The organism is Amycolatopsis sp. lyj-90, from assembly GCF_046549035.1.
In the GTDB taxonomy this organism is placed as follows: domain Bacteria; phylum Actinomycetota; class Actinomycetes; order Mycobacteriales; family Pseudonocardiaceae; genus Amycolatopsis.
Window position 1 is genome coordinate 515111 of sequence record NZ_JAJPWP010000006.1, and the last position, 19143, is coordinate 534253.

The 19143-nt window shown below is 69.4% G+C and carries 18 protein-coding genes and 1 pseudogene; 11 read left to right on the forward strand and 8 right to left on the reverse strand.

The annotated features are described in order from the left end of the window. Positions 1-21: 21 nt before the first annotated feature. Positions 22-558, forward strand: a complete 537-nt coding sequence (locus ACLJPX_RS25680) for an amino-acid N-acetyltransferase (RefSeq protein WP_410602361.1) — start codon at positions 22-24, stop codon at positions 556-558. 13 nt (positions 559-571) lie between these two features. Here the strand turns inward: ACLJPX_RS25680 and ACLJPX_RS25685 are convergent, their stop codons facing one another. Further along, positions 572-1105: an ABATE domain-containing protein gene (locus ACLJPX_RS25685; RefSeq protein ID WP_410602363.1), complete on the reverse strand. Its 534-nt coding sequence runs from the start codon at positions 1103-1105 to the stop codon at positions 572-574. 58 nt (positions 1106-1163) lie between these two features. Between ACLJPX_RS25685 and ACLJPX_RS25690 the strand changes: the two genes are divergently transcribed. The 3 genes and pseudogenes from ACLJPX_RS25690 to ACLJPX_RS25700 all read left to right on the forward strand — a co-directional run bounded on the left by ACLJPX_RS25690 (position 1164) and on the right by ACLJPX_RS25700 (position 3089). Next, the gene (locus ACLJPX_RS25690; RefSeq protein WP_410602365.1) at positions 1164-2009 is read left to right on the forward strand and encodes an alpha/beta fold hydrolase; all 846 of its coding nucleotides are present in this window, start codon (positions 1164-1166) and stop codon (positions 2007-2009) included. Positions 2010-2141: 132 nt separating this feature from the next. Further along, positions 2142-2339, forward strand: a pseudogene (locus tag ACLJPX_RS25695) (cold-shock protein); the annotation flags it as partial. Between the two features lie 30 nt (positions 2340-2369). Next, entirely contained in the window at positions 2370-3089 is a 720-nt protein-coding gene (locus ACLJPX_RS25700; protein ID WP_410602594.1) for a cold-shock protein, read from the forward strand. Between the two features lie 103 nt (positions 3090-3192). Here ACLJPX_RS25700 and ACLJPX_RS25705 read toward each other — a convergent pair whose 3' ends face one another. Further along, positions 3193-3681, reverse strand: a complete 489-nt coding sequence (locus ACLJPX_RS25705; protein ID WP_410602367.1) for a hypothetical protein — start codon at positions 3679-3681, stop codon at positions 3193-3195. 152 nt (positions 3682-3833) lie between these two features. Then, positions 3834-6179, reverse strand: a complete 2346-nt coding sequence (locus ACLJPX_RS25710) for a DNA translocase FtsK (RefSeq protein WP_168214256.1) — start codon at positions 6177-6179, stop codon at positions 3834-3836. Here ACLJPX_RS25710 and ACLJPX_RS25715 point away from each other — a divergent pair. From ACLJPX_RS25715 to ACLJPX_RS25740, 6 genes are all read left to right on the forward strand, one after another. Further along, positions 6169-6363 carry a hypothetical protein gene (locus ACLJPX_RS25715; RefSeq protein WP_168214255.1) on the forward strand — a complete coding sequence of 65 codons (195 nt, stop codon included), beginning with the start codon at positions 6169-6171 and terminating at the stop codon, positions 6361-6363. The genes ACLJPX_RS25710 and ACLJPX_RS25715 overlap by 11 nt on opposite strands. A 114-nt stretch (positions 6364-6477) precedes the next feature. Beyond that, complete coding sequence (locus ACLJPX_RS25720) at positions 6478-7287, forward strand: lysophospholipid acyltransferase family protein (RefSeq protein ID WP_174720390.1); 810 nt, start codon at positions 6478-6480, stop codon at positions 7285-7287. A 48-nt stretch (positions 7288-7335) separates the two neighbouring features. After that, a complete protein-coding gene (gene wrbA, locus ACLJPX_RS25725) occupies positions 7336-7950 on the forward strand; it encodes an NAD(P)H:quinone oxidoreductase (RefSeq protein WP_410602370.1) in 615 nt (204 codons plus the stop codon). Positions 7951-7987: 37 nt separating this feature from the next. Beyond that, positions 7988-9520, forward strand: coding sequence for an alpha/beta hydrolase (locus ACLJPX_RS25730; protein ID WP_410602372.1), 1533 nt, complete (start codon positions 7988-7990; stop codon positions 9518-9520). Beyond that, positions 9517-10056, forward strand: coding sequence for a hypothetical protein (locus ACLJPX_RS25735; protein WP_410602374.1), 540 nt, complete (start codon positions 9517-9519; stop codon positions 10054-10056). Before ACLJPX_RS25730 ends, ACLJPX_RS25735 begins: the two co-directional genes overlap by 4 nt. Before the next feature lie 66 nt (positions 10057-10122). Then, positions 10123-11091 carry an EamA family transporter gene (locus ACLJPX_RS25740; protein ID WP_410602376.1) on the forward strand — a complete coding sequence of 323 codons (969 nt, stop codon included), beginning with the start codon at positions 10123-10125 and terminating at the stop codon, positions 11089-11091. Here the strand turns inward: ACLJPX_RS25740 and ACLJPX_RS25745 are convergent. After that, on the reverse strand, positions 11068-11655 hold the full coding sequence (locus ACLJPX_RS25745) for a DUF305 domain-containing protein (RefSeq protein ID WP_410602378.1): 588 nt from the start codon (positions 11653-11655) through the stop codon (positions 11068-11070). The two genes, ACLJPX_RS25740 and ACLJPX_RS25745, sit on opposite strands and share 24 nt — an antisense overlap. Positions 11656-11807: 152 nt before the next feature. On the opposite strand from ACLJPX_RS25745, the gene ACLJPX_RS25750 reads away from it, so the two are divergent. Beyond that, positions 11808-13229 carry an amino acid permease gene (locus ACLJPX_RS25750; protein WP_410602380.1) on the forward strand — a complete coding sequence of 474 codons (1422 nt, stop codon included), beginning with the start codon at positions 11808-11810 and terminating at the stop codon, positions 13227-13229. Here ACLJPX_RS25750 and ACLJPX_RS25755 read toward each other — a convergent pair. The 4 genes from ACLJPX_RS25755 to dapA all read right to left on the reverse strand — a co-directional run bounded on the left by ACLJPX_RS25755 (position 13159) and on the right by dapA (position 19039). Beyond that, positions 13159-14733 (reverse strand): VWA domain-containing protein, encoded by a 1575-nt coding sequence (locus ACLJPX_RS25755; RefSeq protein ID WP_410602382.1) that lies wholly within the window; start codon positions 14731-14733, stop codon positions 13159-13161. The two genes, ACLJPX_RS25750 and ACLJPX_RS25755, sit on opposite strands and share 71 nt — an antisense overlap. A 273-nt stretch (positions 14734-15006) precedes the next feature. Continuing rightward, positions 15007-15792, reverse strand: a complete 786-nt coding sequence (locus ACLJPX_RS25760) for a pentapeptide repeat-containing protein (RefSeq protein WP_410602384.1) — start codon at positions 15790-15792, stop codon at positions 15007-15009. Positions 15793-16331: 539 nt separating this feature from the next. Next, positions 16332-18029, reverse strand: a complete 1698-nt coding sequence (locus ACLJPX_RS25765) for a ribonuclease J (protein WP_410602386.1) — start codon at positions 18027-18029, stop codon at positions 16332-16334. After that, positions 18026-19039 carry a 4-hydroxy-tetrahydrodipicolinate synthase gene (gene dapA, locus ACLJPX_RS25770; RefSeq protein WP_410602388.1) on the reverse strand — a complete coding sequence of 338 codons (1014 nt, stop codon included), beginning with the start codon at positions 19037-19039 and terminating at the stop codon, positions 18026-18028. Before dapA ends, ACLJPX_RS25765 begins: the two co-directional genes overlap by 4 nt. Positions 19040-19143: the final 104 nt, after the last annotated feature.

A 19143-nucleotide genomic window follows, 5' to 3' on the forward strand; every position in this document is an offset into this window, starting at 1 on the left:
CATGGCGTCGAGGATGGCTTAATGGTGGATGTGCCGTCAGACCCCCTCGAACCGCTCCCCGGTCGCCGCCCGAACGTCCGCCGGGCGCGGATCGCGGACGTCCGCAAGATCAAGGCGCTGGTCGACTCCGACGCGGGGACGGTGCTGCTGGAGAAGGAGCTCGTCACCCTCTACGAGAGCGTCCAGGAGTTCTGGGTGGTCGAAGACGGCGAAGACGTGCTCGGCTGCGGTGCCCTCCACGTGCTGTGGGAGGACATCGGCGAGCTGCGCACCATCGCGGTCGACAAGGCCACCCGGGGTCGCGGCATCGGGCACGCGCTGGTGGGGCAGCTGATCGACTTCGCCCGCGAGATCGGGTTGAAGCGGTTGTTCGTGCTGACCTTCGAGACCCGTTTCTTCGCGGGCCACGGATTCGTCGAGATCGACGGCACCCCGGTGACCCAGGAGGTCTACGAGGAGATGCGGCGTTCGGCCGATCCGGGTGTCGCGGAGTTCCTGGACCTGCCGTACGTGAAGCCGAACACCTTGGGCAACAGCCGGATGCTGCTGGAGCTGTAGCCGAAGGGGACTTTCAGCCCTTCTTCGCGTGACGGGCGACCCGGACCCGGTTGCCGCACAGCGACGGCGTGCACCACACCCGCCTGCTGTTGGCCGCCACGAACAGCATCGAGCAGTCGTGCGCGCCGCATCGCCGCAGCTGAGCGGCGCGCGGCCCCGACACGAGGTCGATCGCGGCCACCGCGACGGCGGCGAGAGCGATCTCGCCACCGTCCTCGCCGTGCCAGATCGTCTCGGCGCCCCGAGCGGTGAGCCGCGGGCTCGCCGGGACCGCCGCCGCGGCCGCGTTGACCCGCTCGACCGCCCACGCCTCGGGCTCCCGCGCGGCCACGGCCGCTTCCAGCAGCTCACGCACCGCCGACCGCAGCCGTCTCGTCTGCTCGGCCGACGGCGGCCGCGCGCCTTCGGGCAGCCGCGGCGCCTGCACCGACCAGAACCGGGCGTGGCCGTCGTCGAGCAGGTCGATCGACGGCGAGGCGGCCAGCAAGACGGTGTCGGCGAGGTTCACCGCGAGATCGTCACCGGGAAGCGAGTCCAGATCGAGCATGCCTTGACAATATCAGGTACTAATGGTTAAAAACAGTTCCAACCATTAGGGAGTGTTCATGGCGAACATCCGGCACCGTTCGGTCCAGCTCGGCGACGTCGAGGTCTTCTACCGCGAGGCGGGCGATCCAGACGCACCCGTCTTGCTCCTGCTGCACGGCTTCCCGACGTCGTCGCACCAGTTCGTCCGGCTGATGCGGCGGCTCTCCGGGAAATGGCGGCTCATCGCGCCGGATCTGCCCGGCTTCGGCCGGACCGTGACCCCCGAAGGGTTCACGTTCACCTTCGACCGGCTCGCGGAGGTGCTCGGCGAGTTCACCGACGCGCTGGAGCTGCGCCGCTACGCGCTCTACGTCTTCGATTTCGGGGCCCCGGCGGGCCTGCGGCTGGCCGTCTCACGGCCGTCCGCGGTCACGGCGCTGATCACGCAGAACGGGAACGCCTACGTCGAAGGGCTCGGGCCCGCTATGCCGGACTTCGCGACCCTTACCGACGAAACCGAGGCGAAGCGCGAATTCGCGAAGAACCTCGAACCGGCGCAGATCGAGTACCAGTACACCGGCGCCCGCGATCCGGAGACCATCGATCCCGCGAACTACCTGCTGGACCAGTACTTCCTCGAACGTCCCGGCCGCGCGGAAGCGATGCTCGACCTGTTCTGGGACTACCGGAACAACCCTCCCGCGTACCCGAAGTTCCAGGCGTGGCTGCGGGAAGCCCAGCCACCCGTGCTCGCCGTGTGGGGCCGCAACGACCCGTTCTTCGTCCCGGCGGGAGCCGAAGCCTTCCGGAAAGATGTTCCCTCGGCGGAGGTTCATTTCTTCGACACCGGGCATTTCGCGCTGGAGGAGGACGTCGAACCGATCAGCGAGCTGATCGACCGCTTCCTGACGGCGCATCACTGAAAGGCGGCACAGGGACACCTCGGTCACCGGCCCCCGGCTCCGCACCGCCCACCTGTGGGCCCGGCCCGACGGACCGGAGGTCTGTCAGGGAGACTGGGGGCCAGTGCCCGCCCTCTCGACCTGGAGCCTTTTATGCCGCAAGGAACCGTCCGTTGGTTCGACGCCGAACGGGGTTTCGGCTTCCTCGCGCCCGAGGACGGCTCGCCGGACGTGTTCGTGCACGCCTCCGAGATCGTCGGGGACGGCGGCGCGAAAATGCTCCGCGAGGGTCAGGCCGTCGTGTTCGAGGTCGGCGAGAACGACCGCGGGCCCGAGGCGCTGCGCGTTCGCGTCACAGCCGATGTGGCCACCGGCGGCGCCGTGGGCCTGCTCGGCACCGTCAACTGGTACGAGCCGGGCAAGGGGTACGGCTTCGCGTCGCCGGACGGCGGCGGCGCCGACATCTTCGTGCACAGCTCCGCCATCGTGACCGGCGGCGTGGTCACCGAGGGGCAGCGGGTGGCCTTCCTGATCGTCGAAGGCGAGCGCGGCCCGCAGGCCGGGCACGTGATCCCGCTGGGAGAAGGGGCCGGCTCACCCGCTGCGGCTGGTATCGCGGACGGTGCCGACGGCTCGGTGGCCTGGTACGACGAGGACAAGGGCTTCGGCTTCATCAACCCCGACTCCGGCGCCGGGGACGTCTTCGTTCACGCCCGGGCCCTGGCCGACGGGCTGACGTGGCTCGCGGAGGGCGACCGCGTCGCCTACGAGGTGACTAGTGGAGACAAGGGCCCGCAGGCTCGCGACGTGCACCTGGTCCGGGGCACCGAGCCCCAGACGGCGCCGCAGCGGTCGGCACCTGCCGCGGCCGCAGGGCCGGCGGCGCGGGACGTGCCCGTACGAGGCGGCGAGGGCGTCGTCGCGCGCTACGACGACGACCGCGGCTTCGGCTTCATCACCCCGGACGCAGGCGGCGACGATCTCTTCGCCCACGTGTCCGTGATCATGGGGTCGGAGCCGCTGCAGAAGGGTGACCGGGTCCGGTACACGGTGCGTCAGAGCGACCGGGGCCCGCAGGCCGACCGCATCGAACGCCTCTGAAGGCGGCCCCACCGATGGCTGATCACTTCTTGACACTGCCCACGATCGACGACCAGGACCGGCAGGTTAGGCAGTGCCACACCCTTGAGTTTTGAGACCAGGTCTAAGCCTTGGACACCCGCAGGGTGACCTGGTCGCCCCCCGAGCTCACGGCGACCAGGTCCACCCGGCAGGCAGCGAACTCGACGGACTGCCTGCCACCGCGCGCGGTGGAGGCGACTTCCGCCGTCGTCCGCTCACCGCGTCCGGGTTCGGCGAGGGTCAGTTCGACCACGGCCTCCCCTTCCCAGACGCAGACCATGCCCTCGGCGCAGCGGGAATCGGACACCAGCCGCGCGAAGCGGATGCTGACGTCCTTCGACGCGACTTCTGTCGTTTCACCGGCCTTGAGGACGACGGTTTCCCCCAGCTCCACGGTGCCCTGGGGCTTCTCCTGGGGCTTGGGAGCGGGTTGAGGCTGCTGGTGCGACGGCGCGGGCTGGACCAGCGTGGGCTGGACGGCCGCGGGTTGTTCGCGCGCGGCGGAGCTGCCTGCCCCGCACGCGAGGCCGACCAAGGCGCAGAGCACGACGAGCAGCTTCTTGGGGTCCACGGGCTAGGGACGTAGCGGAGCCGCCGGTCCGTTGCATCGGTCCCTCAAGTCGCCCTCCCCCGTGCAATGAAAGGCCCGTTACTTGCAAATTTTGCAAGTAACGGGCCTTTCATTGCACGCCACGGGACCGAAGACAGCACCCCAGGTCTGGCTCAGTCGTCGTCGGAGACGTCCCCGCCGTTCGCGTCCCCGCCACCGCGGATCATGAACAGCACCGACTCCAGCTCCTCCGGCTTGATCAGCACGTCCCGCGCTTTCGAGCCCTCCGAAGGACCGACGACACCCCGGCTTTCCAGCAGGTCCATCAGGCGCCCGGCCTTGGCGAACCCGACGCGCAGCTTCCGCTGCAGCATCGACGTCGAACCGAACTGCGAGGTGACGATCAGCTCGGCGGCCTGCAGGAGGACGTCGAGGTCGTCGCCGATGTCGGAGTCGATCTCCTTCTTCTCGCCCGCCTTCGCCGCGGTGACACCGTCCTGGTAGTCCGGCTGCGCCTGCTCCTTCGCGAAGTTGACGACGGACGCGATCTCCTCGTCGCCGACGAAGGCGCCCTGGATGCGGACCGGTTTCCCGGCACCCATCGGCAGGTACAGGGCGTCACCCATACCGATGAGCTTCTCCGCGCCCGGCTGGTCGAGGATGACTCGCGAGTCGGTGAGCGAGGACGTCGCGAACGCCAGCCGCGAAGGCACGTTGGTCTTGATCAGGCCGGTCACGACGTCGACCGACGGGCGCTGGGTCGCCAGGACCAGGTGGATACCGGCCGCACGCGCCTTCTGGGTGATCCGGACGATCGCGTCCTCGACGTCGCGCGGGGCGGTCATCATCAGGTCGGCGAGCTCGTCGACGATCGCCATGATGTACGGGTACGGCGCGTAGACGCGCTCGCTGCCGGGCGGCGCGGTGATCTCGCCCGAGCGCACCTTCTTGTTGTAGTCGTCGATGTGCCGGACCTTGTTGACCTGCATGTCCTGATACCGCTGCTCCATCTCCTCCACCAGCCAGGCCAGCGCCGCGGCGGCCTTCTTCGGCTGGGTGATGATGGGCGTGATCAGGTGCGGGATGCCCTCGTACGGGGTCAGCTCGACCATCTTCGGGTCGATCAGGATCATCCGGCACTCGTCCGGCGTCGCCCGCGCGAGCAGCGACACCAGCATCGAGTTCACGAAGCTCGACTTACCGGAACCGGTGGATCCCGCCACCAGGAGGTGCGGCATCTTCGTCAGGTTCGCGGTGACGAAATGGCCCTCGATGTCCTTGCCGAGCCCGATGACCATCGGGTGGTTGTCCTTGACCGTCGACGGCGCGCGCAGCACGTCGCCGAGGCGCACCATCTCGCGGTCGGAGTTCGGCACCTCGATGCCGACCGCGGACTTGCCGGGGATCGGCGCCAGCAGCCGGACGTTGTCGGTCGCCACCGCGTAGGCGATGTTCTTGGTCAGCGCGGTGATCTTCTCGACCTTCACGCCGGGGCCGAGTTCGACCTCGTACCGGGTGACCGTCGGGCCCCGCGTGAAGCCGGTGACCTGCGCGTCGACGTTGAACTGGTCCAGCACGCCGGTGATCGCCTCGATCATGGCGTCGTTGGCCTTGCTGCGGGACTTCGGCGCGTCGCCGAGCTTCAGCAGGTCCGGCGGCGGGAGCTTGTAGTCGCCCTCGACGGTCCTGGTGACCGCCATCGGCGGCTCGGCCTTCTTCGGCTTCTTCTCTTCGACGGCGTTTTTGGATGAACTCTGCGGGGCGGGTTTCGGCGGGCGCATCGGCGTCGGCGGTTCGGCCAGCGCGGCTTCGATGTCGAGCTGTTCGCCCGCGTTGTCACCGGCGCCCTGGCGCCGCCGCGACGGCTTCCGCAGGCGGACCGACTTCGGGTCGGCTTCGGTGACGGCGTCGCGTTCGTCGTGGATGGCCTTGCGCTCGGCTTCGGCCTCTTCGATCTCTTCGGGGTCGAGGCCCCAGTTGCGCAGGCGGTGCGGGATCTCCCGGACCGGGGTCCCGGTGAACACGAGCGTGCCGAACAGCAGCACCAGCACCAGCAGCGGCACGGCGACCCAGGTGGTGACCCCCATCGTCAGCAGGCCGCCGGAGAACGCGCCGATCACCCCACCGGCGTACATCCGGCCGTCGTTGCTCTCGGGCAGCGCGGTGAAGATGTGCAGCAGACCGAGCACGGACAGCACGACCAGCAGCGTGCCGATCACCATCCGCGGCCGGGCCTCCGGCACCGGTTCCGAGCGCATGAGCGCGACGGCGACCACGGTGAGCACCAGTGGCAGCGTCACCGCCCCCGCGCCGAGGAGCGAACGGGCGCCGACCTCCACCCAGCCGCCGATCGGGCCCGCGGCCCGCCACCAGACGCCGAACGCGATCACCAGCGCCAGCGCGATCAGGCCCAGCGCGAGCCCGTCGCGACGGTGTTCGGGTTCGAGTTCACGGCTGCGGCCGACCGTCCTCGCGAGGGTTCCCAGTCCCTTCGCGAGCAGGTTCCAGGTGCCGCGCACGCCTTTGGCGAACGTGCCGGAAGACTTCTTCCTGGCCGCCGGACGCCGTGGCGCGGGCTTCCTCGCCGCCGTTGACCTGGGCTTCGCCGGGGTACGCGGCTTTCGCGCCGGCCCCTTGCTGCCGCCGCTTCGCGCCGTACTCCGCTTCCTGGTCGTCGACCCGCTAGCCATGCCACCACGGTAACCGCCTCGACCCTCCAGTCCCGGCTGCCACTCGGGGCACATCCGGAACATTCGTCTCAGGTCACAGCTTGAGCGGCCATCCGGGTGAAAGAGGGCTCATGACATGCTCTGCCCCATGTTCGCGCTGCATCAGGATGAGAATTCGGCTCGCCGCGCCCCAGCGATCTGGCGCACGATGCTGAACATCGACCGGGGGCTGGTCAACTTCGTCGGCAAACTCACCGTGACCGGCGGTGTGCCCGCGGAACTGCGCCGGAAACCCTTGCTCATGACGGCCAACCACATCGGCGTGTTCGACGCGTTCGTGCTGATGGCGGCCTGCAAACGGATCGGCATCAACCCGCGGTTCATGCTGGCGGGCGGCATCCTCGACGCACCTGTCATCGGCCCGGCGCTGCGGGTCAGCGGTCACCTGCGGGTCGACCGCAAGGAGGCCTCGACGGCCATCGGCCAGTTCGCCGAGGCGGCCGAGGCCCTGCGCACCACGCGCGACCCGCTCATCGTCTACCCCGAGGGCCGGATCAGTCACGATCCCGGCCTGTGGCCGGAGCGCGGCAAGACCGGCGCCGCGCGGCTCGCGCTGGCGGCCGGGGTGCCGGTGATCCCGATCAGCCAGTGGGGCGCGCACGAAGCCGTCTTCTGGGGGACGGAGACCGTCAACGGGCCCGCCGACCTGGTGCCGCTCGCCAAGTCCGGGCTGAGCGCGCCCATGCGCCGCCCCCGGTTCAAGGTGCATTTCGGCGACCCGGTGGACCTGTCGGAGGTCGAGCCGGAACGGCCGGGCGCCGGGGTCCGCGCGCACGCCAAGATCATGCAGGCGATCACGGACGGCATGGTGCCGCTGCGCCGCGACGAGCTGGACAAGCCGCGGTTCCACGACCCGACCCGGCCGACCGACACCGTCAGTCCCTGGAAGAAGTACTGAGTTCCGGATCCTGAGACGGGTGCTCGCGCTCGCCTAAGGTCGGCGGACGTGAGCACCCGCATCCTCGTCGTCTACTACAGCGCGACCGGAAACACCGCGAAACTGGCGTCGGCGCTGGCCGACGGTGCCCGTGAGACCGAAGCCGACGTCCGCGTCCGCACGGTTCCCGAAACCGCGCCGCCCGGTGCGGTGGCGAGCAATCCGCGCTGGCAGGCGTGGGTCGACGCGGGGCCGCACCACGAGACGGCGACGCTGGAAGACCTGGAGTGGGCCGACGGTTTCGCGGCCGGGAGCCCGACCCGGTTCGGCGGCCCCGCCGCCCAGCTCAAGTCCTATTTGGACAGTACCGGCGGCCTGTGGGCCAAGGGAAAGCTGGTCAACAAGGTCGCGACGTCGTTCACCACCGCGTCCACCGCGCACGGTGGCCTGGAATCGACGGTGCTGGCGACGAACAACATCTTCTATCACTGGGGCGCCATCGTCCTGCCGCTCGGCTACACCGATCCGCGGCTGCTCGAATCGGGCAATCCCTACGGCGGCTCGTTCGTCTCGCGCAAGTCCTCCGAACCCGACGACCTCGCCCTGGACGCCCTCCGCCTGCAGGGGCGGCGGCTCGCCACCGTCTCGCGCTACGTCGCCGACGGCCTGTTCAAGGACGGCTGACGGGGAACCGCCAGGTCGTCTCCCGCGTCGTAGGGTGATGCTCACCTGGGGAGACGTGCGCCGGTGGGATCCGGCCGCGATCGGCCGGGTCGCCGACGCGCTCAACGAGGGCTGCGCCCGGATCATCGCCGCGAACGACGACGTCGAGGCCATGGCTCGCATCCCGGGCTGGGACGGCGAAGCCGCCACCGCGGCGGCCACGCGAGGCGAGTCGCTGGCCTCTGCATTGGAACAACTGGTGGCCGAAGCGTCCGCGGTCCGGCGGGGCGCGCACGAGGTGCAGATCGCGCTGGACCGGGTCGTCGCGTTCGTGCGGGAGACCGACGAACTCGCTTCCCGGAACGGCCTGCTCATCGGCGCCGGTGGGGAAATCGCTTCTTCCGGTGGGCCTTCCGATCCTTGCGTGATCGCGGAACTCGCCGACCGGATCGAGCAGATCCTCTGTCGCGCCACCGATGTCGACGCCGATTTCGCCGCCATCCTGCAACGGGCCCTTCGTGGCGAGAGCACCGAACAGGGTGCCGGCACCCTCGCCCAGGCCGCGAACGCCGGAGTCGCGCAAAGCGGCCTGTCGATCATCGGCCCGCCGGAGCATGGCTCCCCCGGCAACAACAAGGCATGGTGGGACAGCCTGTCGGATACGGCGAAAGTCGCTCTGCTGCAAGGAAATCCCGGCCTCGTCGGCAATCTCGACGGCATCCCGGCCACCGACCGCGACGCGGCCAACCGCGCCGTCCTCGCCCGTGAAATCGCGCGGCTCCAGGGCGATCCCCGGCTGCGGGGTCTGGAAGCCATCCAGCAGCGGCTGGCCCAGTCGGAACCACGGGCGTTCTTGCTGGGACTGGACACCGGCGGCGACGGGAAGGCGATCGTTTCGGCGGGGAATCCCGACACCGCGGTGAACGTGGCGACGTACGTGCCGGGAACCGGTTCGGAACTGGCGAAGATCGGCGGCGATCTCAACCGCTCCGACAAGATGTGGGCCGTGGCCACGACCGCGGGCTCCCCCTCGACGGCCGTGATCACCTGGCTCGGCTACGACGCGCCGAACGAGATCCGCGACGCCGCGAGCGACAAGTACGCCGACGGCGGCAAGGCGGCACTCGCCGGATTCCAGGACGGGCTCAGGGAGACACACCAAGGACCGCCGTCGCACAACACGGTGCTGGGCCACAGTTACGGGACCACGGTCGTCGGCCACGCGGCCCGCGACGGCGGTCTCGCCGCGGACGAACTCGTCTTCGTGGCGAGCCCCGGCGTCGGCGCGCACGACGTGAGCGAGCTGCACCTCGACGGGGTGAATCAGGGCGAGGTCGGCGACCATGTGCACGCGACGGTGGCGGAGCACGACATGATCAATCTGGCCAACATCGAGATCGCCGGATACGACCCGATCCTCGGCCAGGATCCGACCGACGCGGACTTCGGCGGGCAGGTGTTCACTTCCGCGCCGGGCAAGGACGGGTGGGGCGGGTACAGCTCGGAAGCGCACAGCCAATACTGGGAAGACAACAACCCCGCGCTGCGGAACGTCGCCCTGATCATCGCGGGGAAGGTGGAGACGCCATGAAACCGACCATCACCGAACAACAGGCGAAGGACAAGGTCGAGCTGTACGTCGAGACCGCGCTCTCGGCGCTGCCCGCCACCGCGCGGCGGAAACCGTTCACCCGGAACCGGTCCGAGTGCACCGATCCGACCGACCAAGGTCCCCAAGGCCGGTTCGAGATCTCCGCGACCTACGAAGTGACCGGTCTCGACACGACGAAATTCGCCGAATACTTCGACGCCCTCGTCGCGTGGTGGACGGCTCACGATTTCGAGGTCCTGACCGATTCCCGGCCGAAGGACCAGTACGTCTTCGTGCGCAACAACGCGGACGCCTTCGACATGTCCGTCCAGGCGAACGACCTCGGCAAGTTCTACGTCGGGGCGACCTCGCCGTGCGTCTGGCCGAACGGCACCCCCGAGGCCCAGGCCGTCGAAGAGCCCTCTGCCGTCACCCCAGGGCCGGAACCGGCGCCGGTCCGCAAGCCGCGCCGCGCCCCCGTCGAGGACGACGACTTCGCACAGACCAACTGGACCGACGGCGGCACCTCCTTCTGACCCAGCTGCCACCAGCCGCTGGGAAAACGGCTCGCCCCGCCGTCGCCCGGCCTCTACCCTCCGGCCGTGACCGCCGAACTCGCCTCCCCCGCTCAGCACGTCGCGCACCGCGGCCGGGGCATCGTGCTCATCCTGCTCGCCGCGCTCTTCTTCGGGACGTCGGGCGTGCTGGGCAAACCGGCGATGCAGGCGGGGATGTCACCGGAGCAGGTCGCGGCGATCCGCATCGGACTGTCGGCGATCGTGCTGCTCGCGCTGGTCGCCGTCTTCCGGCCGAAGCTGCTCAAAGTGACGAAGCGCGAGTGGCCGCTGCTGCTGGCGTACGGCTCGCTCGGCGTGGCCGGCGTCCAGCTCATGTACTTCCTCGCGGCGGGCCGGATCCCGGTCGGGATCGCGATCCTGCTCGAGTTCACCTCGCCGGTGCTGATCGCGCTGTGGGTGCGGTTCGTCCGCCGCGTGCGGCTGCCGAGGGCGATGTGGGCGGGGATCGCGCTGGCGATGACCGGGCTCGTCCTGGTCGCGCAGGTTTGGGAAGGCCTCAGCCTGGACGTCGTCGGGTTGCTCGCCGGACTGGGCGCGGCCGTCTGTTCGGCGGGGTACTTCCTGCTCGGGGAACGCGGCGTCGCGGACCGGGATCCGCTCGGCATGGTCACCTGGGGGATGACGGTCGGGGCGGTCCTGGTCTGCGCGGTCGCTCCACCGTGGACGATCCCGTGGGGTGTCCTCGGCACCCCGGCGCCGTTCGGGCCGTGGCATCCGCCGGTGTGGTCACTGCTGATCGCGCTGGTGCTGATCGCGACCGTCATCGCCTACGCGACGGGGATGGCGGCGCTGCGCCATCTCCCGGCGTCGGTGGCGAGTGTCGTCGGGCTGGTGGAGCCGCTGATCGCCGCGGCCGCCGCCTGGCTGCTGCTGGGCGAGGCGCTCAGCTGGATCCAAGCTGCGGGCGCGGTCGTCCTGTTGACCGGCGCGTACATCGTGCAGCTGAACTCGAACGTGGTCCAGACGGACTCAACCGTTCTGGAGGCCCCGTAGATCGCCGATCTCCTGCTGCTGCGAACGCGAAGTCGTCGCGGCGAGATCGCGGGCGTCGGGGTTGCGGCCGTGCTGGGTTTCGGCGTCGGCGATGCGGACACCCGACTCGCGCTGGCGGATCAGCCGCGCGACGAACTGGCGGTCGAAGTCCTTTCCGGACAGTCCGGCCAGTTCCGCCATGTCACCCGGGCTGATGTAGCCGTCGCGCTGGATGTGTTCGAGGTTCGGGTCGTCCGGAGCGGGCTGGCCCCAGGACTCGATGAGCCCGGAAAGCCGCGCGATCTCCGGTTCGTGCGTGTCGATGACCCGCTTCGCGAGCGCCTTCAGCCGGGCGTCGTCCGCCCGGGTTTCCGCCAGGGAAGCCAGATCCACGCCCTGCTGGTGATGCGCGAGGGCCTGCCGCGCGAAGGCGACATCGGCGTCGTTGAACGGAACGGCGGCCTGCTGCGCCAGCGGTGACGACCCGGGCGGCGCCGTCTGGGCTTGGGGTGCCTCGTCCGAACAGCCCGCGAGCACGGCGGCCAGGGCGACGGCAGGCAGGAACCGGAGGACGGCGTGCGGCATCGAAGAGCTCCTCGGAACGCGCGGTGGAGGTGCCTAGGTTCGCAGAGTCCACATCGGCCTGTTCACCGGGGGTTGCGCAAACACTTTTCCTCCGGCTCTTGCGGTGCGACAATCCCGCGATTCACGCCACTGGCGACAGGAGGTAACCGCGAATGGGCGCCGAAACCACCCCGGAACGGACGACCGAGCGGGCGGGCCTGCGCCCGGACCTGCGGCAACGCCACGTCCGGATGATCGCGCTGGGCGGCATCATCGGCGCGAGCCTGTTCATCGGCAGCGGCGCGGTCATCCACACCGTCGGCCCGGCGGCCGTCCTCTCCTACGCCATCGGCGGCCTGATCGTCGTGCTGGTGATGCGGATGCTCGGCGAAATGGCGACGGCCGCGCCGTCGCAGGGTTCCTTCATGGAATACGCGCGGACCTCGCTCGGCGGCTGGGCGGGTTTCACCGTCGGCTGGCTGTACTGGTACTTCTGGGTCGGCGTGGTCGCGTTCGAGGCCGTCGCCGGGGCGAAGATCCTCCAGACCTGGATTCCCGTTGTGCCGCAGTGGATCTTCTCGCTCGTGCTGATGCTGCTGCTGACCGCGACCAACCTCGCCTCGGCCCGGTCGTTCGGGGAGACGGAGTTCTGGCTCGCGTCGGTCAAGATCGCCACGATCGTGGTGTTCCTCGTGGTGGGCATCCTGTTCGTGCTCGGCGCCTGGCCCGGCGGCTCGTTCTCGGTCGGCAACATCGCGCAGGACGGTTTCCTGGCCAACGGCCCGTTCTCGGTGGTGCACGGCGTGGTGATCGTGATCTTCTCCTACTTCGGCGCGGAGATCGTCACCATCGCCGCCGCCGAGTCACGGGAGCCCGAAACGGCCGTGCGGAAGGCGACCTCGTCGATCGTCTGGCGGGTCATCGTGTTCTACGTCGGTTCGGTGACGCTGCTGGTGATGATCACCGGCTGGCGCGACATCCCGACCACGACGAGCCCGTTCGCCGCCGCGTTCGGCCGGTTCGGCATCCCCGCGGCCGAGACGATCGTCAGCGCGGTGGTGCTCACGGCCGTGCTGTCGGTGCTGAATTCCGGGCTGTACACCGCTTCCCGCATGCTGTTCGCGTTGCACGGCAACGGCTGGGCGCCGAGATGGATCGCGGACACGAACCGGCGTGGCGTGCCGTGGAAGGCGATCCTCGTGTCCACTTCGGTCGGTTACGTCGCCGTGGTGATGAACTTCGTGTCACCGGACAAGATCTTCTACTTCATCATCAACTCCGCGGGCGCCGTCGCGTTGTTCGTCTACGCGATCATCGCCGGCTCCCAGCTCCGGATGCGGCGCCGCCTGGAAGCCGAGGCACCGGAACGGCTGAAGCTGCGCATGTGGGGCTACCCATGGCTGAGCTGGCTGACCCTCGCCGGGACGCTCGCCGTGGTCGCGTCGATGCTGTTCGTGGACTCGGACACCCGCGCCCAGCTGTACCTGAGCCTGCTCAGCCTGGCGGTGATCCTCGGCGTCTACTTCATCCAGCGCCGGCGATCCGGCCGAGAGCCCCGTAAAACACCTCCCCGATCTTCGCGGGATCCCGGCTGAGGAAGGCCTGCCCACCGGCGGGCGCGACGAGCTGCCGGAGTTCGGTCTCGTCGGCGTCCGGGCCGATCCCGATGGCGATCAACGGCACCGGGCGGTTCCGGTCGCGCAGCTTTCCCAGCTCGGTCAGCAGGTTCTCGCGGCTGATGCCGCCGGGATCGGTGTTGCGGCCGTCGGTCATCACGATGACCAGGTTCAGCTTCTCCGGCTCCCATTCCTTGTGCGCCAGCCGATAGACGTCGAGGACACTGTCGTAGAGCCCGGTCTGCCCGTCGGGGACGGCGCGGACCGCGCGCAACCTGTCGACCGCGGCCAGCTGCCGCCCGACCGGCGCCATCGGCAGGATCTCCCGGTAGTCGCGCTCACCGTCCACTTTGGTCGCGAAGGCCAGGAAACGGACCTGTGACGTGGATTTGAACAGGTGCAGGGCGTTTTCCGCCGCTTCCAGCGTGATCTGGAGCCGGGACTTGCCGGTGCCCGGGACCGGCGCGCTCATCGAACCCGAGACATCGATGAGCACCTGCACCCGGGCGCTCGCGTTCACGCCCGCCCACTGGCTGAGCGCTTTGTCGACCTCGGCGGCGGCCGGGATCTCGGCGCTGCGCTGCCCCTGCGCCGAAACGCGCTGATCGGTTTCGGTCAGCCGCAACGCCTGCCCGCCAGGAGCGCGGAGACCGGAGCGCGTGCTCGTCGCGGCACCGTTGAGCAGCGCCCGCTTCAGCTCCGCGACCGCCTTGCCCTGCTGCGGAGTCGCGCCCGCGATCTCGACGAACGGGTAGTCGAGTGACGGCGACGCGGGTGAGTACGCGGCCACCAGGGCGGCCTCGCCGTCGGAAAGCTCGGCGTTGTGCCGCAGCACCGCGTTCTCCGACGCGGGGAACACCGTCAGCGACGTGGACGTCGCGTCGAAGGTGTTGGCGGCGAACTTCCGGAGCAAGGCCACGTACGCGCCGGCGGGATCCGAGGCGCCCTTCGTGACGTCGCGGAGTGCCTGCAGCGCGGAGACGCCGACGGGGTCGCGCGCGGGATCCGGCATTCCGGCGACGATTCCGGTACTACCGAGGACGTCTGGCCAGGTCAGCGTCTTGCGCGGCCAGCCGAGCCCGCTCGCGACGGGTTCCGCGACCGCGAGCACCACCGGCGAACTGGCCACCGACGGCCCGGAGAGCGGGACACCGTTGGCACGCCTGAGGAACAGCGTCGAAGACGGGATCCAGGCTTGAGGCTTCGGCGCGGTCCCGGACAGCTCCTCCGCCATCTGGAGGGATTCCCGGGGCTGAACGTCGAAAGCGACACAGGCGAGCGCGAGGTCACGAGCGGTCTCGGTGACGGCGGGGGCGATGTCCGGCGACGCGGCGACGACCACCCGCGCGGACTCGCAGCCGGGATCGGATCGCGCCATGGCCACCGCCACCCAGGTGGCCGCGCCGAGCACGGCCGCCAGCGCGAGCGCCAGCAGCGGGAGCAGCATCCGTCTTCGGGTCCGGGCGGTGGTGTGGCGTCCCATCGACTCTCCCGGTCTGGGGCTCCAAGGGCGTCCGAGGGTACGCCGACCCCACCCCTAGGGGAAGGCTCCGACCTGCGGCGTAGGCGAACCCTACCGAGGCGGGAGGCGCCCGGCGTCGGGTCACGGAACACTTGCCACGTAAGGAAAACACTCGAAACCGGGGGAATCCGTGATGAACCGGCCCACTCGTGCGGAACAGCGCAAAGCCCGCAACGCCCTGTTCGGTCAGGCGATCACGATCGCCTTCGCGCTGCTGATGGCGGCGGCGGCCCGTTAGCTCTTACGCGGCACAAGCCGTCCCTGCGCGACCGGCGAAGCCACCCAGACGTACCAGGGAGAAGGCCACGAGTGAGCCTCGTCCGGCTTCTCCACTCGCGCGTAGCCGAAGTCCACGCGGTCTTGGAACTCCGCCTCGGCGAACGTGGTCACCCCGGCGAACATCGCGGCGTTGAAGCTGGCGTTCCGGGGAAAGGTCGCCGCGCGGAAGTCGGTCTCACCGGTGAACCATGTTCGCTCGAAGTTCGCGAAGCGCTGGAAGCGGGCGCGCCGGAAGTTCCCGCCGACGATCACGCCGTCGCCGAAGTCCGCGCCGCTGAGATCGCAGTCCGCGAAATCCAGCTCGACGAGCACGGCGTCCCGCAGGTCCAGCTCGTCGACTTCCCAGAATTCGAGGCTCCCCGAGCGTCGGAGGTGCCGGGTGAGCAAACCCTGCGCGGCGAGCCGGATCTCGAACTCTTGCTCGTCTTCGACCGGGAACCGGAAGGGCCTGCGCAGATAGGTGCAGGTCAGCTCGATGATGTCTTCGCGCGCGTCGGGGTCTTCTCGCCCGTACCGCTCCAGGTCCGTGAAGCTCTCGAGACGCTCCGCGGCGTCCTCGCTGTCCATCTTCGCGACCGCGAGTTCCCAGCGATCCCGTCGTACCCCAGCGGCGATCAGCTCGGGCCGCAGCCGCCGGTCGCGGCGAGCGCCCTCGATGAACATCCGCCCCAGAAAGACCGCGCCCACTCCGAGCGCGACACCCGCCAGCGCCCCTATGACGTGCACCCCCACCATCACCATGCGGAGATTATGCGCGAGAAGGGCCCGGTACTCGACTGAGTAAGGGGAAGGCGCAGGTGACAGCCGGTCCGTGATGCAGGGCGGCCGTGTCGCGAAAGCCACTTCCGGGACGTCTGATGTCGCGAAAGTGGCTTTCGCGACATCCGGAACGGCTGGGTCACGGACCGCGGTACGTCACAACGCTGGCGCGTGAAGGCTCCTTCCACAAGTACATGAAGGCCCCCTTCCTTGCGCCTAACGCAAGGAAGGGGGCCTTCATGTACTTCAGGTGGGAAAGGGGCGCCGGAAAGCGTGGATCCTGATGTCAGCTCGGTGAGGTTGTAGCGCTTGTTCTGGATGGTGAGGTGGCCGAGTGTGGAGGATTTAGGACGTTCAACGTCCCAAATCCTCCACACTCGAACCTGCCGCGGCGAGATTCCGGTGTCATCGAGCTCCGAGACCGGAGCGACCCCTCGACTACCGCACCTCAATTTCGCCCTGGTCACGCGCAGGGAGGCAAATACCGGTCCACCAGAACCCGAATCGCCACTCACGACCCGCTAGACGGGGATGACCGTCGGCACGATCATCGGACGGCGCCGGTAGGTGTCGGCGACCCAGCGGCCGACGACGCGGCGCACGGCCTGCGCGATGCGGTGCGTGTCGGTGATGCCTTCGGCCTCGGTCCTGGCGAGTTCCATCTCCACCATCGGGAGCACGGCGTCGAGCGCCTTCGGGTCGTCGGAGAACCCGCGCCCGGACACCGTCGGCTTGGTGACCGCGCGGCCGGTGCTGGTGTCGACGGCGACCGTGATGGCGATGAAGCCGCCCTCGCCGAGCACGAGCCTGTCGGACAGGGTCGACTCCCCGACGTCGCCGACCGAGAGGCCGTCGACGTACACGTGCCCGACCTCGACCCGGCCGGTGCGCGAGGCCTTGCCGTCGACGAGGTCGACCACGACGCCGTCCTCGGCGATGACCACGTTCTCCGGCGCGACGCCGGTGCGCACGGCCAGTTCACCGTTGGCACGCAGGTGCTTCCACTCGCCGTGCACCGGCATGACGTTGCTGGGGCGCACCGCGTTGTACAGGTACAGCAGCTCGCCCGCCGACGCGTGGCCGGACACGTGCACCTTGGCGTTGCCCTGGTGCACGACGTTCGCGCCGAGCCGGGTGAGGCCGTTGACGACGCCGAAGACGGCTGTCTCGTTGCCGGGGATCATCGAGCTGGCGAGCACGACGGTGTCACCCGCGCGGATCGAGATCTGCCGGTGCTCGCCGCGCGCCATCCGCGAAAGCGCCGACAGCGGCTCGCCCTGCGAACCGGTCGACACGAACAGCACCTTGCTCTCGGGCAGGTCACTGGCCTGGTCGAGGTTGACCAGCAGGCCGTCGGGCACGTTCAGCAGGCCGAGGTCGGCGGCGATGCCCATGTTGCGGACCATCGACCGGCCGACGAAGGCGACCCGGCGGCCGTGCCGCACGGCGGCGTCGAGCACCTGCTGGACGCGGTGCACGTGGCTCGCGAAGCAGGCGACGATGACGCGCTGGCCGACCTTGCGGACGACGTCGTCGAGCACCGGGCCGATGTCGCGTTCCGGCATGACGAACCCGGGCACCTCGGCGTTGGTCGAGTCGACGCAGAACAGGTCCACGCCCTCGTCGCCGAGCCGGGAGAACCCGGCGAGGTCGGTCAGCCTGCCGTCGAGCGGAAGCTGGTCGAGCTTGATGTCACCGGTGTGCAGCACGACCCCCGCGGGCGTGCGGATGGCCACCGCGAGCGCGTCCGGGATCGAGTGGTTGACCGCGAAGAACTCGAGGTCGAAGGCGCCGACCGTGCGGCGCTCCCCCTCGCGGACCTCGATCAGGTTCGGCCGCTGGCGGTGCTCCTTGGCCTTGGCCGCGAGCAGCGCGTTCGTGAACCGCGAACCGTAGATCTTCAGGTCGGGGAACAGCCGCAGCAGGAACGGGACGGCGCCGATGTGGTCCTCGTGCCCGTGGGTGAGGACGAGGCCGTCGATGTCCTCGAGGCGGTCTTCGATCGCACGGAAGTCGGGCAGGATCAGGTCGACGCCGGGCTGGTCGTCTTCGGGGAAGAGGACTCCGCAGTCGACGATCAGCAGACGGCCGCCGAATTCGAAGACGGTCATGTTGCGGCCGACTTCGCCGATCCCGCCGAGCGCCACGACGCGCAAGGCGCCTTCGGGCAGCGCGGGCGGCGGGGTGGTCGGTCCGGGTCCGGTTGGCAATGAACTCACCGAGGCATGGTCCCTACGCTGGTATGTGAGGTCGGCGCCGTGTAGGCCGCCGCTGAATCTGCTTGTGCCACCCGAGCACCATGCCAGTCACTGGCGGCGCTTTCACCGAGCGGCACGCCACCCTGGGCGAGATCGGCTGAAATCGCCTGGAGCTGCTCGTCGCTCGCGGCCACGATGGGCAGCCGCGGGTCTCCGATGTCGAAACCGCGAAGTCGCAGGGCGGCCTTCGAGAACGCGACACCGCCGACACGGGACATCGCCCGCAGAACGGGCAGCATGCCGCGGTGGTTGGTGCGCGCGGTGGAGGTGTCGCCGGATTCGTAGGCGTCCATCATGCCGCGGATCCGGCCCGCCACGACGTGCCCGATCACGCTGACCACGCCCGCGCCGCCGACGGCGACCCACGGCAGGTTGAGACCGTCGTCGCCGGAGTAGTAGGCGAGCTGCGAGTTCGCGATGACCTCGGAGCCGGCGATCAGATCACCCTTGGCGTCCTTGACCGCGAGGATGCGGGGATGCTCGGCGAGCCGCAGCAGCGTGTCGACCTCGATGGGGACGATCGAGCGCGGCGGGATGTCGTAGAGCATCACGGGCAGGCCGGAGGCGTCGGCGACCGTGGTGAAGTGCGCGTAGAGCCCCGCCTGGCTGGGCCGCGAGTAGTACGGGGTGACGACGAGGACGCCGTGGGCGCCCGCCGCTTCGGCCTGCTTCGCCTGCTCGACGCTGTGCGCGGTGTTGTTCGTGCCCGCCCCGGCGACGATCGTCGCGCGATCACCGACGGCTTCGACGACGGCACGGACCAGTTCGGCCTTTTCGGCGTCCGTCGTGGTCGGGCTTTCGCCGGTCGTGCCGTTCACGACAAGACCGTCGTTGCCCAGATCCACGAGGTGTTCGGCCAGCTCCTGCGCCCGCTTCAGGTCCAGCGCGCCGTCGGCGTCGAAGGGGGTGGCCATCGCGGTGAGCACGCGCCCGAACGGTCTTCCCGGCGCTGCGGTGGGTGGAGTGGACATGGTGTGAAGGTACCTCCTGCGCCCGCCGAACCCCTTGCCGACGTGGTCGTTCCCTACGAATGCGGGAGATTTTCCGTGGTTGGGGCGAACTCGGCGCAAACTCT

Excerpts from the sequence above, each read along its gene's own strand:
- ACLJPX_RS25680 (WP_410602361.1), top strand. The coding sequence starts at position 22 with ATGGTGGATGTGCCGTCAGACCCCCTCGAACCGCTCCCCGGTCGCCGC.
- ACLJPX_RS25685 (WP_410602363.1), bottom strand. The coding sequence starts at position 1,105 with ATGCTCGATCTGGACTCGCTTCCCGGTGACGATCTCGCGGTGAACCTC.
- ACLJPX_RS25690 (WP_410602365.1), top strand. The coding sequence starts at position 1,164 with ATGGCGAACATCCGGCACCGTTCGGTCCAGCTCGGCGACGTCGAGGTC.
- ACLJPX_RS25720 (WP_174720390.1), top strand. The coding sequence starts at position 6,478 with ATGTTCGCGCTGCATCAGGATGAGAATTCGGCTCGCCGCGCCCCAGCG.
- ACLJPX_RS25730 (WP_410602372.1), top strand. The coding sequence starts at position 7,988 with ATGCTCACCTGGGGAGACGTGCGCCGGTGGGATCCGGCCGCGATCGGC.
- ACLJPX_RS25735 (WP_410602374.1), top strand. The coding sequence starts at position 9,517 with ATGAAACCGACCATCACCGAACAACAGGCGAAGGACAAGGTCGAGCTG.
- ACLJPX_RS25745 (WP_410602378.1), bottom strand. The coding sequence starts at position 11,655 with ATGCCGCACGCCGTCCTCCGGTTCCTGCCTGCCGTCGCCCTGGCCGCC.
- ACLJPX_RS25750 (WP_410602380.1), top strand. The coding sequence starts at position 11,808 with ATGGGCGCCGAAACCACCCCGGAACGGACGACCGAGCGGGCGGGCCTG.
- ACLJPX_RS25755 (WP_410602382.1), bottom strand. The coding sequence starts at position 14,733 with ATGGGACGCCACACCACCGCCCGGACCCGAAGACGGATGCTGCTCCCG.
- ACLJPX_RS25760 (WP_410602384.1), bottom strand. The coding sequence starts at position 15,792 with ATGGTGATGGTGGGGGTGCACGTCATAGGGGCGCTGGCGGGTGTCGCG.
- dapA (WP_410602388.1), bottom strand. The coding sequence starts at position 19,039 with ATGTCCACTCCACCCACCGCAGCGCCGGGAAGACCGTTCGGGCGCGTG.